The sequence below is a fragment of the Caballeronia mineralivorans PML1(12) genome (assembly GCF_001028175.1).
Lineage (GTDB): Bacteria > Pseudomonadota > Gammaproteobacteria > Burkholderiales > Burkholderiaceae > Caballeronia > Caballeronia mineralivorans.
In genome coordinates this window covers 44,370-57,845 of the sequence record NZ_AEJF01000209.1, presented here as the reverse complement: position 1 = coordinate 57,845, position 13,476 = coordinate 44,370, and the positions used below count along the sequence as shown (strand labels likewise).

The following is a 13,476-nucleotide window of genomic DNA, read 5'->3' as shown; positions in this document are numbered from 1 at the left end:
GGGCTTTGAGCTTCATTCGACTTTCAGATGTAGGTATTACGTCGCGCCCTGGGAAAGGTCGCGCGGTTTTACTGCAAGTCAGGCGCTCTTATCGCGCTCACTTAGCTTCGGCTTTGCAAAGACTTCACGCAAATCGACCGCGCCACGGGCGGGCCGGTCAAGCATCTTCAGTTCGACTTCCTGCAAGTGGCGCGCCATCAGTTCGGCGGCCCTGGGTGCGTCGCCGGCATCGAGCGCGGCCAGGATATGTTCATGATCTTCAAAGCTGCACGAGCTCTTGCCAAGCGACTCGTACAGCGCCGATATCAGCGTGGAGCGCGCCACCAGCCCCGACAAACATTCGCACAACACGGTGTTGCCGGTAAGCTGCGCGAGCTCAGTATGGAACTCGCCGGACAGCCTTATCCATGAAGGAAAATCGCGGCTCTCATAGGCTTTGCGCTCGCGTCCGATCGTCGCGCTGATCGACTTGAGCCGACGCGTGCCGTGCCCTTTGCAGATCCGCTCGACGACCGCCATTTCGATGATTCGCCGCATCTCGAACACTTCGTGCACTTCCTGCACCGAAGGGCTTGCGACGAACGCGCCACGATTCGGTTCAAGGTCGACCAGCCGCTCACTCGCGAGTTGCGCCAGCGCCAGTCGCACGGTCCCGCGCTTCACGTCAAATACTTCGCATAACTGTGCTTCTGTCAGCTTCGCGCCGGGAGCGAGGCGGTGTTCGAGAATGGCGTCGCGAATATTCGCCGCAATCGATTCCGCCGTCGCCGCTGCGACCGACGCGGCAGTGCCAATGACGCTCACTTTCGATAAGTCTTTCAGTTTCGCTTCGGACATGGTCGTGTTCGCTCTATGTGATACATCTTATGACGGACATAAAAACTGTCAACAATTTCAGAAAACTTTTTTCGTTTCGAGAATGGATTTGATCAGGTCAATTCCTAAAAGTCCCTTGTAATAAGGGATACAGCAAATTAATTAAGCAATAAAGGCGAAGATCAGAGACTATTTTTGTTGACAATCTTATGCACGTTATTCGTGCGAGTTTGCTCGTAAGCGGTGCGATGTACAAAAAAAAGCGCCCTTCCGGACGCCCGTTTTAATCGTATGACACGCTGCTACGCCAAGTGCGGATAGTCGGAAAGCTTCATTTCAAAACCGTGCGGCCGGGCAACAAGATGCGCGGTCGCACCGAACGGCAGCGTCAGCAAATCGGGCACGTGCCCGAACTTCAGTCCCGTCACGACAGGGATCCGGATCACCGACCGGACTTGTTCGAGCATGGTCTCGAAGCTATAGCCATTGTCGTACTCGGATACTTTCCCGCCCGTGAATTCGCCGAGCACCAGCGCCTGCTGCCGCGCGAGAATGCCCGACTGATGCATCTGGTAAATCATGCGTTCAACGCGATACGGATGCTCGTTCACATCTTCAATGAACAGGATCCCGCCCTCCACCGGCGGCATGTACTGCGTGCCGATCAGCGACGCGATAATCGCCAGATTGCCGCCCCACAACATGCCGGTCACATCGATGGACTGGACCTGCGGAACGTGGCTCGTCACCTTGAACGACGATTTCGTGATCGTGTTCCAGAAATGCTCCATCGTGAACGCGCTCAGTTCTTCCGCACCGAAATCGGCGGTGAGCATCGGGCCGCCAAAGCTCTTGACGCCGGCGCGGGCGTACAGCGCGAGCTGGATCGCGGTGAAGTCGCTATGGCCGACAATCGCGATTGGCCGGTCTTGCAAACGGCGTTGCAATCCCTCGTAGTCGAGGCCGTGAAGAATGCGCGTGGCGCCGTAACCGCCACGCACTGCAAGCACGATGTCAGGTAGGCTGCGCGACGGATCGGCAAGCCGGTTGAGGTCTGCGGCGCGTTCGCCATCGGTGCCGCCGAAGCGTTGATGACGACGGTGCGCCGCCGACACATTCTCCAGCCGATGTCCCTGCGCACGTAGGCGTTCCGTCGCGCGCTCCACCGCTTCGGAATCGGGATAACCGGAGGGTGCGACGAGATCGATGCTACGCGGCTGGTGGGTCATGAGCGAATGGAAAGTGGATCGGTAGAGTTGTCAGTTTGTCCGGCGTTGCGAGCGTCACGTGCCGCCCGCACGGCGCGTCGGCGTTCAGCAAAGAAACTGCGCAGCGCGTTCGCGCATTCGTCGCCGAGCACGCCGCCTGTGACGGTCGTGTGGTGGTTGAGATTGCCGATGGCGAATGCATCGACAACACTCCCGCACGCGCCCGTCTTCGGATCGTGCGCGCCAAACACCACGCGGGCAATCCGCGCATGCATGATTGCGCCGGCGCACATGATGCAGGGTTCGAGCGTGACGTAGAGCTCGCAGCCCGGCAACCGGTAGTTTTCGAGCACCACCGACCCCGCGCGCAACGCGGCCATTTCGGCGTGCGCCGAGGGATCGTGCGCGCCGATCGGATGATTGAAGCCAGTCGCGATAACCTCGTCGCCACGCACCAGAACCGCGCCGACCGGCACTTCGCCCAACTCGCGCGCTTGCTCGGCTGCGGCCTGCGCGAGCGCCATGAAACGGCGGTCGCGTTCGGCGGCGGCCGTTGCGGCAAGATCGGTTACGGGTGTAAGGGTCACTTTCGGGCGGCCTGATCGTGCGCGTCGGCTTGGGCGTTCCTGTCGTTCTCCGACAGACGCTCGGACAAACGCTCGGCAATGCGCCGCCGGTATTCCAGCGGCATGACCGTGCTGCCGCCGCGCAACGATTCAAGCGCCATGTCGAGCGCCAGCATCTTGGCTTGCAGCTTGCGGCGGGTCGCCGGATCTTCCGTGCTGCCGAATTCGTTTTGCAGATCGCACAGCGCGCGCAAATGTTCGACGGCAGGCGGCACAAAGCCGGCATTTTTCATAATGCGGTTGGCGACGCGGACTTCTTCGGGAACCAGAGCGTCGTCGTCGAACTCGAGAGGCTCGCCCGCGCCGGGCAGATTGTCGAACTCACCGCGCGCGGCAGCGGCCGAAATTCGCTGTTCGACCAGGGCATCTAGCAGTTTCATCGGCGTTTTAGGTGCCGGCGACCGGCGTGTCGAACGTTTGTTGAGAAACGTTTCGAGCAGCGGGATCGAGCCGGACTGTCACGTTTTCAGGGTTGCGCTTCGCGGCTTCATTCACATTCAGTGAGCCGCCGGCTGCGTGGGAAGCCGGGAGAGCGATCCCGGCGCAACGCGCTTCGGGGATGCCAACTAACCAATTTCACATTCTATCAGGGCGGTTCGGGCCGAACAGAAGCATGCCGTAAGGTGGAAAAACCACGGCGCTAAGCAGGATCGACCGCCTTACGCTGATAACCCTCCGTCGCAAGCAACAAACTTCGGGTGTATTCGTGCGCCACGTTTTGCTCGCGCACCGCGTCGATGGGAAGCTGCTCCACGATGTCGCCATCGCGCATCACCGCGACCCGCTGGCATAAAAATCCGACCACGGCCATGTTGTGACTGACGAGGATCATCGTGAGATTGCGCTCACGATGCAGCCGCCGCAGCAGGTTCAAAATCTCCGCCTGCACGGACACGTCGAGCGCGGACGTCGGTTCGTCAAGCAACAGCACACGCGGCTCGACGATCAGCGCCCGGGCGATCGATACCCGCTGGCGCTGCCCGCCCGAGAGTTGATGCGCATACCGGAACCGGAATGCAGGGCCGAGGCCGACTTCGCGCAACGCGTCGAGAATGCGGTCGTCATGGCGATCCATGCCGTTGATGGCGAGTGGCTCCCGCAGCGTCTGGTCGACGGTGAAGCGCGGATACAGAGACCCGTACGGGTCCTGGAACACCATCTGCACTTCGCGCCTGAACGCGCGATCGACGTGTTTGCCAAGCGCATGGCGGCCAATCCGCATCGACCCGCTTGCAATCGGCACAAGTCCGGTCAGCGCGCGAAGCACTGTCGATTTACCCGAACCCGATTCGCCGACGAGTCCAAACACCTCCCCTTCGTCGACATGAAACGTCGCCGAGCGAACCGCATCGGCGAAACCGGTTTTCGTTTTAAAGCGTACCTGTACCTCGTTTGCTTCAATCATGGCGCGACCTCCCCGAACCATGCGGGATCGCGTTGCAGCACCGGCAGTTCGTCCGGCGGATTGTGCAATGGCGGGCTCGCGGCCAGCAAACCGCGCGTGTATGGATGCCGCGCGTGGGCAAGATCACGCGCCGCGCAGGTCTCGACCACACGCCCGCCGACCATCACCAACACGCGGTCGCAGAACGACATCACTAGCGGCAAATCGTGGCTGATGAAGATCAATCCCGTATTGTGTTTCGCGATCATCTCGTCGAGCACCGACAACACCTGCATGGAGACGAGCACATCGAGCGCGCTGGTCGGTTCGTCGGCGATCAGCAACTTGGGTCCCGACGACACCATCATCGCGATCATCACGCGCTGGCCCATGCCGCCGGACAACTCATGCGGATAGGCATCGGCGACGCGCTGCGGATCACGGATATGCACCGCGTCCAGCGCAGCCACAATGCGTTCGCGCATCGCTTTCGCATTCAGCTTGGGCGACTGCCGCGCAAACGCTTCGCGCATCTGCTGCGCAACCGTCATCACCGGGTTCAGCGAATACTTCGGGTCCTGCAGGATCATGCTCATCTGCGTGCCGCAAAGACGCCGCCGCTCCTTTGGGCGCATGGCGAGCAGATTGTGGTTGTCGATACGCATGGCGTCGGCGGACCAGCGCGCCGACGACGGCAACAACCCGAGCAATGCCCGTCCGGTCAGCGATTTCCCCGATCCCGATTCGCCGACAATACCCAGCCGCTCGCCCCTCGCGACCGTCAGCGATATGCCGCGCACCGCTTCAGTCAGCGTACCGTCGTGGGCCTCGAAGGCAATGCGAAGGTTGTCGATCTCGCAGAGGGTATCGGCGTGCATGTCAGCCTCCTTGATGGGGGTCGAAGACATCGCGCAGACCGTCGCCGAGCAGATTGAACCCAAGGCTCACCAACAAAATAGCGATGCCGGGAATGGTCGCGACCCACCACGCGTCGAGCAGCACACCGCGCCCCGACGCCACCATGAAACCCCACTCAGGACTCGGTGGTTGTGCGCCGAGCCCGAGAAAACCAAGCCCCGCAACCGTCAGGATGATGCCGGCCATGTCGAGCGTCGCGCGCACAATCACCGACGACGAACACATCGGGACGATATAACGCAGCAAGATCCGCATCGACGATGCCCCCTGCAAGCGCGCCACATGGATGAAATCAGCCTGCACCAGCCTCAGCGTCTCGGCGCGTGCGAGCCGTGCATACGGCGGCCACGCGGTGATGGAGATCGCGATCACCGCATTGATCACGCCCGGCCCGAGCGCCGCGGCGAACGCGAGCGCCAGCACGATCTTCGGGAACGCGAGCGCGATATCGGTGAGACGCATCAGGACTGTATCGACGAAACCGCCGCAGAAACCCGCCGTCGTGCCGATCAGCAAACCCACCGGCACCACCAGCACCACGACCAGGATCGCGATACTCAGCGTCAGCCGCGAACCGATCACAAGCCGCGCGAGAATGTCGCGGCCGAGCTGATCGGTGCCGAACCAGTGCGACGGAGAACCGGGCGGCAAGAGCCGGTCGCTTAGCACTTGTCGCAAGGGATCCTGCAGCGGCAGCAACGGGCCGATCGCAGCGAACACAATCAGTAGCAGCAGGATCACCAGCCCGAACACGCTCAGCGGATTGCTGGCGAACCGGCGCCAACGCCGGTACGCCAGCCCCAACGCGGCTTGCCTGCGCGACGCGGGTGTGTCCGTGAGAAGCCACGCATGCCACTCTTTGCGCGGGGGTTTCATTGCGTTAGCGGAATTGTCGGTGGGGGGAAGCACGTCATGAGCCTTTGGCAGTCATCGGGCACGCGGATCGAACACGCGATACAGCGCATCCGTCAGCAGGTTGAGCGTGATGAACGTGGCGCCGATCACGAGCGTGCTGCCGAGCACCGCGTTCATGTCGGCGTTGAGCAACGCGCCCGTGAGATAGGAACCGATGCCCGGCCACGCGAACACAATTTCCGTCAGGACGGAGCCTTCCAGCAGATAGCTATAAGCGAGCGCAATCACCGTCAAGAGCGGCACGGCGATATTGCCGAATGCGTGACGCCAGATCACGCGGCGTTCGCTCAGGCCCATCGCGCGCGCGGTCACGATGTATTCCTGACTCAATTGCTCAAGCATGAACGATCGCGTCATACGGCTTAAGTAGGCGATGGAATAGAACGCGAGAATGGCCGCGGGCAACACGATATGCGAGATCGCATTCTTGAGCACGTCCCACTCGCCGGCCAAAATGGAATCGATCAGCAGACTGCCCGTGCGGGTATCGACCAGACCGTCGTACAGCGGGTCGATGCGCCCCGGCCCCGATACCCAATGCAATTTGGCATAGAACAGCAGCAAACCCATCAGCGCGAGCCAGAACACCGGCAGCGAGCTTCCCGCCAGCCCGATGAATCGCGCGACGTGATCGATCCAGCGGTTATGGCGGACGGCCGCCGCCACGCCGAGCGGCACGCCGATCACGATGCCAATGAACGTAGACAGCGTGGCGAGTTCAAGCGTCGCCGGAAAGACGCGTTTGATGTCGTCTATCACCGGGTTCGACGTCAGCAGCGACATGCCGAGATTGCCATGCAGCACGTCTCGCACGTAGATCATGAATTGCACGATCAACGGCTTGTCGAGCCCGAGCGCCACGCGCGCCGCTGCATACGCCTGCGCCGACGCACGTTCGCCGAGCATTGCGAGCAACGGATCGATCGGGATCTTGCGTCCGATGAAAAACGTCACCCCCAGCAGACCGATGAACGTCACGGCGAGCATCAGCAGCCAGCGCACGAGCAGCCACGTCCGGCGCACACCGGCGTGACGGGCGAGCACTCCTTGCAGGCGCTGAAACGCAGTGAGTTGTGCGGCCACGCTTACTGTTTCTTCAGCTCACGGTACGACACGAGGTCGAAAATCGGCCCGACTTCCAGACCCGTCACGCCCGGTCGCACCGCAACCTGCGAGACCTTCTGGAACATGATCACAAACGGCGAGTTCGCGAGAAACTCCTTCTGCATCGCTTCATAGCGTTGCGCGCGCTTCGCCGTCGACGATTCCTCCAACGCCGCCTGAGTCTCCTTCGTCAATTGCGGAATGTCCCACGAATTGCGCCACGCGAGCATCTTGAAGCTCGATTTGTCGGAGTTATCCGGATTCCACGCGAAGCCTTGCGCGTTGCTATGCGGGTCGATGTAATCCGCCGACCACTCGCCAATATAGATGTCATGCTGACGCGCCCGATACTTGCCGAGGGTCTGTTTGTTGTCGCTTGAAATCAGTTCGACCTTGATACCGCCCTGCGCCAGATTCGCCTGCACCGCCTGCGCGATCTCGCCGTACGGCGAGTCGTTGCGCACGTCCATCTTCACCGTGAAGCCGTTCGGCACGCCCGCTTTTGCCAGCAGCGCTTTCGCCTTCGCTACGTCCTGGTGATACGGATTCGTGTTCAGCGCGCCGAGGAAACCTTCGGGCAGGAACGTCTCGTGAACCTTGTACGTGGTCCGCACAATGTTGTGCTGGATGCCGTTGTAGTCGATCAACCATTTCATGGCTTCCTGAACATCGGGCTTCGCGAGATTCGGGTTCTTGTTGTTTAGCCCGAGATACATCAGCGTGGCTTGCGGTACCGAATTCACGCGAATCGTGCCCTTCTTCGTCAGCGTATCCAGGTCGTCCGGACTCAGGTCGCGCGCGACATCGATGTCGCCATTTTCGATCATCAACCGCTGGCTCGACGCTTCCGGCACATGCCGCATCACGATGCGTTTCATGGCCAACGGCATGCGATAACCATCGAAACGCTGCAGCACGATGCTGTCATTCGCGGTCCACTTCACGAGCTTGTACGCACCCGATCCCGCCTCGTTCGTCTTCAGCCACTCGTTACCGAAATCGTTACCTTTCGCATGCGATTCGAGCAGCTTTCTGTCGAGCACGGAAGCCGGCCATGAGCCCAGCACGTTCAGCACGAAGGTGGGTGCGTACTTCTGGTCGGTCGTGATAGAGATCGTGCTGTCATCGATTTTATTAACGTTCTGCAGCGCGTTTTCTTTCGTCAGTCCGATGCCCGCGAGCACGGCCGCCGCGCCCTTGTCGAGCAGCGCTGTGCGCTGGATCGACCACGCGACGTCGTCGGCGGTCAGCGGATTACCCGAGTGGAACTTGAGCTCGGGGCGAATTTTGAAGGTGAACGTAAGACCGTCTGCACTCACCGCCCACGACTGCGCAACGTCGCCGTTGAAGCGGGCTGGATCTTTCAGGTCGACGCGAATCAGGCGGTCATAGGTATTCGCAACGTATTCCTGCGGCACCAGTTCGTAGATTTCGCCCGGGTCGAGCGTGGTGAATTCGTCGAGCAAGGTCGCCATCACCAGCATATCCTTCGGCGTGGCCGCTTCCGCGATTCGCGTGCCGGCGAGCATCAGAACCGACACTGCGGCAATGACTGCCAGCGCGTTGCGCAATACCCCGTTGAATACCCTATTCATACTCGCTCCGTGAGGGATAGTGATTGTTAGATATTCTGCGCGCACCAGCGGCTACATGAGGCGCAACGGGCCGCTGTCGGCGTTATCGATCAATTCGAGTGTGCGCGAGCCGGGCAATTCGTAATGCCACCACTCGCTGGGAATATGAGTGAACCCTGCGCCATGCATCACGCCAAGCAACAGTGTCCGGTTGCGCTGGACATGCTCCGGCAGACCCGGATGGAAGTGTTCCGAGGCGATCGACATCTCGTCGAAACCGGTGCCCATATCCAGGTCGTGGCCGTGTGCATCGACCAGTGTCAGGTCGATCGCCGTACCACGGCTATGGTTCGAGCCGCGCTTCAAGTCAGCAATGTAGGTCGGGTCGGGAAGAAAGTCCCACAGTACCTGCTGGGCTTGCGGCGGACGGTAGGCGTCGAATATCTTCAGCGTCACGCCAATGTTGGCCGCCAGCTCGACAGCTTTCTTCAGGGCGGCTTCGGCGGGGGCCAGGAGCAGACAATGTGCCGTCTTGTAGATCGGCTTACCTGTCAGGTTGCGATCGGTCGCGTAGACCAGGTCGATCGCGACACGGTGCGTTTCAGGAGTGATTCTCAGCAGACGGTGATCGGGCATCGGCGGCGTTGGTTTCAAAGCTCACGGGTTCGTGCGGTGCCGTTATTGTTTATCAAAACGAGGAGTTTGGGGGTGAATGTGGCGGACATGCCGCACTCTGTGGATAAAGGTCATATTCGCGCAGGGCGTTGGAGGGGGCGTGCTCAAGTCGGAGCCAACGTGCCTGACTCTCCGCCGGTGGTCGTGCCGGTGGGAATCTCAGGCCCAGCCAGCGATCACTCAACCTCAATTAAACCTCGCCAAAAATCGGACGTTCTGGTTCGAAAGGAGGATCGCGAAGGTACCTTCGGCACGGCAGACTGCCAGGATGGTTGCACTTGGGGGAGCGGCCTTCTGGCAAACCGAGCGGGGATGGACAGCGTTTCGATCGGGCTAAAACTGACCGTCACGCCGATGCGGGGAACATCGAAGGGTGTGAGAAGGAAATCGAGACATCGCCCGGATCGCACTCTCTCACAAGAGCAGCGAGGCGCTACCGGACAAGAACCGGCAGCAATCGAAAGCGGTTCGATGCACACCCGTCGAACCGCTTTCGAAGCATGGACAAATTACTGCGCCATCGCGCCGGAAGCCGGATGGTCCATCTTCTTCATCTTGTCGCCCTTCTTCATCGCGTCTTTCGACATCGCGTCCTTCGACATCGAATCTTTCGACATGGCATCCTTGGACATGGTGTCCTTGGCCATCGAATCGTGGGCCATCGCATCGCTAGCCTGAGCGTATGCCATTGAACCACCCAGGGCCAGCGTTGCTGCGAGTGCTGCAGTGATGAACAGTTTCATATCAACCTCTTCTTGGAGTAAAAGTATCCGGTCGTGCCGGGGTGAATCGAAGTACCTGACGCCGCGAGCTTCTGGATTTTTCGTGACGTCAGGAACCTCCGAACCAGTTGTAGCCCTGATCGACCCAATAGCCGCCAGGGAATTTGTTGGTGACAAAAATCTCCATGATGTGTTTCGGATTCTTGTAGCCCAGTTTGGTAGGCATCCTTAGTTTTATCGGATAACCGTACTTGGGCGGTAATTGCTGGCCATCGAAGGTGAACGTCAGCAGCGTCTGCGAATGCAAGGCGGTGGGCATGTCGATGCTTTCGTAGTAGTCGTCAGCGCATCTGAAGCCGACATATTTCGCCGATGTATCCGCCCCCACCCGCTTCAGGAACTCCGAGAATGGCGTGCCGCCCCAGCGTCCGATCGCGCTCCATCCTTCCACACAGATGTGCCGCGTGATCTGCTCGGCTTTCGGCAACGCATATAGCTCCGGCAAACTCCACGTTTTTGTGTTCCGCACCAGCCCGCTTACTTTCAGGCGGAAGTCGGAGCCATCGACTATGGGAACGTCGTCGATACCGTAGAACGCATTGAACGGAAATGGCCGGGTGATCTGCGCTTCGGTATAGGTCGGCGCCAGACGGTTCGGATCGAAGAGCCAGCCTTGCACGGTATCGTTCAGGCGCGAGACGCGGGTCAGGAAGGTCTCGACTGATTTATCGTCGGAGAGACTGCAACCGGTCAGCATCGCGAGGCCACCGAGCGTGACAATGCGCTTGCCGAACAGGCGGCGGGACGGCATGTCCAGTTCACGGCGAACGTCGATGATCAGCGACTCGCGGTCTACGCTCACGCGGTTTGGCTTCACGGGTTTCATGATCGAGACTCCTCGAGTCCTTAAGTTATCGGTCGACTCAGCGGCCGCGAATCATCGTGAACAACGAGCGCGGCACCAGCGACACCATCACCAGATGCACGACAATGAACGCCGCTAGCAACGACATGGCCGAGAAGTGCACAACGCGCGCAAAGTCATAACCGCCCATCAGTTCGCGCAGCAGCGGAAACTGCACCGACTTCCAGATTGCGAGGCCGGACAAGATGAGCACGGTGATATCGAGCATCACGAACAAATACGCAAACTTCTGCACGGCGTTGTATTTGCTCGGATCGGCATGCGATAAATGTCCCTTAAGCGCTTCGCCCAGGTCATGCAGGATTGCTCGCGGCGATAGCGGAAAAAACTTGCGCTTGATGCGGCCCGTGACAACGTTCATCGCGAGATAGAAAATGCCGTTGAAGAACAGCAGCCACATCGCAGCGAAGTGCCATTGCAACGCACCACCCAGCCATCCTCCAAGCGTGATGCCCGTCGGAATCACGAAACCCTTGAATACCGGCGACGCGTCGTAGATCCGCCATCCCGACAACATCATCAGGATTGCCGCGAGTGCGTTCAGCCAATGCGAAATGCGTACCCATGCGGGCTGGATCGTCCGCACGGGACTGCTCACACCGCCCGCATCATGTGTTGCGTTCATCTGAGCCTCCAATGACGTGCTTTCGTCTTTCGCGACGATCTCTTTTGAACCGGTCCTTCACCGTCTGCATGAAGTCTTCAAGAGAGAGTTGTTCGTTGTGAGTTGTCAGGTAATTCGTCGGATTTATCTGGCGGGTTACATCGTCGAACGAAATTTTTTGTTGGCGCGAAAGCGGTCATGCAGTGCGCGTATGTGAGTTAGTTCGTCGAGGAAGGCCGACGGGTTACAGCGGAATATTTTTTGTCGCCGACAACCAGTCGCAGCGAGCGCGACCCAAAGGAAGGGTCGACCAAGCGATGAAGAGCTATGCCAGGGCGGCCGCTCTGTTATCCGGCAAAGGACCGGTCATCGAGCAATACGAGCACGGGACGCAGGAGTCCCTCCAGCAACGCGGGTTCCGGCCGCGAGCGCGCCAGTACGCGAATGCCGAGTAAGACCGCCAGCAGCAGCCGCGCGAAATCTTCAGCCGGTTGCACGGTCGAAATCTCGCCGGATTGCTGACCCGCCGCCACGCAGCGGCGGAAATAGGCTTCGAGCTTCACCAGCACACCGGCCACGACCTGCTGGAACTCGGGATCGTGAGGTGCCACTTCCATTGCCGAATTGACCAGCATGCAGCCCTTGCGATCCTGGTCGGTAAGCGACCGGTGCACGATCTCATCGAAGAACGCCTTGATCGATTGAAGCGGTGACAGCTCACCTTCGCAACGCCGGATACGACCGTCGACGCTTCTCGATACATAGTGAGCCAGCGCCTTTCCAAATAACGCCCGCTTGTCGCCGAATGCGTTGTAGAGGCTCGCCCCCGTGATGCCCATACTGTCCGCCAGTTCACGAACCGATGTGGCTTCGTACCCATGGTTCCAGAAACACAGGACCGCAGCGTCGAGCACTGCGGCTTCGTCGAACTCTCTTGGCCGTGGCATGCGGTCCTTCACTCCCATGACCGAGGCGATATTGCCATTCGGGTTTCGTTAAGATATTCTAAATCGATCGATCTAAAATGCAAACGGCAGCGCTAATCAGGCGATAAATACTTTGTCTCCGCGCGAGTCTTACAAATTTATTGCGAACCTGACTCGCCAACTAGCGGCGCTGAAAAACGGCCTTATCAAACTCATCACTCAAGGACGACATGATCCGTTTCTACTTTCACCCAACGCCGAATCCCGCCAAGGTCGCGCTCTTTCTCGAAGAGAGCGGACTGGAATACGAAGTGTGTCCCGTCGATACCAGCAAGGGCGAGCAACATCTGCCTGCATTCAGGAGCATTAACCCGAACGGCAAGGTGCCCGCGATCGTCGATACCGACGGCCCCGGTGGAACCGAAGCACGGGTGTTCGATTCCAGCGCCATCCTGCTGTACCTCGCCGACAAAACGCAGCGCTTTGCCGGCACGCCCGCGGAGCGGCCCGAGTTGTTGTCGTGGCTGTTCTTTATCAGCTCGGGACTCGGTCCCTTTTCGGGTCAGGCGGTGCACTTCCAGCATGCCGCACCGGAGAAAATCCCCTACGCGATCAATCGGTATCGGCGGGAGATCGAGCGGCACTATCGCGTGCTTGACGAGCACTTGTCGAAGCGCGAATACATCGTGGGAAGCGATTATTCGATTGTCGATATGTCCGCCTGGGGATGGCTCGAACGCGCGCCGCGGGTATTGGCCACCGAGGAGCCGCTTGCCGCATTCCCGAATCTGCGCCGTTTCTTCGATGCAATCAGTGCACGACCGGCCGTTGCACGAGCGCGCGCGGTGGGCCGCGACTTTACGTTCAAGCGAGAGATGGACGAAGCGGCACGGCGGGCACTGTTCCCATCGAATTATGCCGAGACCACGCTTTAAGCGCGCCAGGCGGCTATTTCGACCCAAAACGATCGACAGCAGCAGGCCGCCGGTTCTGCGGCTTACGTTAGCGCGGCTTTGGCCGCGCTAACGCGATCGTCCATACTGCAGCTAAAACCGATCCCAACATTAAAATCGCGGTAA

The 13,476-nt window shown here is 59.7% G+C and carries 15 protein-coding genes; 1 reads left to right on the top strand and 14 read right to left on the bottom strand.

What is annotated here, in order from left to right; genetic code table 11:
* Positions 1–78: 78 nt before the first annotated feature.
* From EOS_RS34795 to EOS_RS34730, 14 genes are all read right to left on the bottom strand, one after another.
* A complete protein-coding gene (locus tag EOS_RS34795) occupies positions 79–837 on the bottom strand; it encodes a GntR family transcriptional regulator (RefSeq protein WP_082163629.1) in 759 nt (252 codons plus the stop codon).
* 281 nt (positions 838–1,118) lie between these two features.
* The gene (gene ldcA / locus EOS_RS34790; RefSeq protein WP_047896754.1) at positions 1,119–2,045 is read right to left on the bottom strand and encodes a muramoyltetrapeptide carboxypeptidase; all 927 of its coding nucleotides are present in this window, start codon (positions 2,043–2,045) and stop codon (positions 1,119–1,121) included.
* Positions 2,042–2,611 (bottom strand): tRNA adenosine(34) deaminase TadA, encoded by a 570-nt coding sequence (tadA, locus tag EOS_RS34785; RefSeq protein WP_047896753.1) that lies wholly within the window; start codon positions 2,609–2,611, stop codon positions 2,042–2,044. The genes ldcA and tadA overlap by 4 nt, the downstream gene beginning before the upstream one ends.
* The gene (locus EOS_RS34780; protein WP_047896752.1) at positions 2,608–3,030 is read right to left on the bottom strand and encodes a DnaJ family domain-containing protein; all 423 of its coding nucleotides are present in this window, start codon (positions 3,028–3,030) and stop codon (positions 2,608–2,610) included. The genes tadA and EOS_RS34780 overlap by 4 nt, the downstream gene beginning before the upstream one ends.
* A gap of 260 nt (positions 3,031–3,290) precedes the next feature.
* Entirely contained in the window at positions 3,291–4,055 is a 765-nt protein-coding gene (locus EOS_RS34775; RefSeq protein WP_047896751.1) for an ABC transporter ATP-binding protein, read from the bottom strand.
* A complete protein-coding gene (locus EOS_RS34770) occupies positions 4,052–4,912 on the bottom strand; it encodes an ABC transporter ATP-binding protein (RefSeq protein WP_047896750.1) in 861 nt (286 codons plus the stop codon). The genes EOS_RS34775 and EOS_RS34770 overlap by 4 nt, the downstream gene beginning before the upstream one ends.
* 1 nt (position 4,913) lies before the next feature.
* Complete coding sequence (locus tag EOS_RS34765) at positions 4,914–5,828, bottom strand: ABC transporter permease (protein WP_047896749.1); 915 nt, start codon at positions 5,826–5,828, stop codon at positions 4,914–4,916.
* Positions 5,829–5,879: 51 nt separating this feature from the next.
* A complete protein-coding gene (locus tag EOS_RS34760; protein WP_407639207.1) occupies positions 5,880–6,920 on the bottom strand; it encodes an ABC transporter permease in 1,041 nt (346 codons plus the stop codon).
* 32 nt (positions 6,921–6,952) lie between these two features.
* Positions 6,953–8,566, bottom strand: coding sequence for an ABC transporter substrate-binding protein (locus EOS_RS34755; protein ID WP_047896747.1), 1,614 nt, complete (start codon positions 8,564–8,566; stop codon positions 6,953–6,955).
* A gap of 51 nt (positions 8,567–8,617) precedes the next feature.
* Positions 8,618–9,181 (bottom strand): D-alanyl-D-alanine dipeptidase, encoded by a 564-nt coding sequence (gene ddpX / locus EOS_RS34750; RefSeq protein ID WP_047896746.1) that lies wholly within the window; start codon positions 9,179–9,181, stop codon positions 8,618–8,620.
* A gap of 548 nt (positions 9,182–9,729) precedes the next feature.
* Positions 9,730–9,963, bottom strand: a complete 234-nt coding sequence (locus tag EOS_RS34745; RefSeq protein WP_047896745.1) for a pentapeptide MXKDX repeat protein — start codon at positions 9,961–9,963, stop codon at positions 9,730–9,732.
* 88 nt (positions 9,964–10,051) lie between these two features.
* Entirely contained in the window at positions 10,052–10,828 is a 777-nt protein-coding gene (locus EOS_RS34740; protein WP_047896744.1) for a molybdopterin-dependent oxidoreductase, read from the bottom strand.
* Positions 10,829–10,865: 37 nt separating this feature from the next.
* Positions 10,866–11,492 (bottom strand): cytochrome b/b6 domain-containing protein, encoded by a 627-nt coding sequence (locus EOS_RS34735; RefSeq protein WP_047896743.1) that lies wholly within the window; start codon positions 11,490–11,492, stop codon positions 10,866–10,868.
* A 326-nt stretch (positions 11,493–11,818) separates the two neighbouring features.
* On the bottom strand, positions 11,819–12,418 hold the full coding sequence (locus EOS_RS34730) for a TetR/AcrR family transcriptional regulator (RefSeq protein WP_047896781.1): 600 nt from the start codon (positions 12,416–12,418) through the stop codon (positions 11,819–11,821).
* A gap of 209 nt (positions 12,419–12,627) precedes the next feature.
* Between EOS_RS34730 and EOS_RS34725 the strand changes: the two genes are divergently transcribed.
* The gene (locus EOS_RS34725; protein WP_047896742.1) at positions 12,628–13,332 is read left to right on the top strand and encodes a glutathione S-transferase family protein; all 705 of its coding nucleotides are present in this window, start codon (positions 12,628–12,630) and stop codon (positions 13,330–13,332) included.
* The last annotated feature ends 144 nt before the right edge of the window (positions 13,333–13,476 follow it).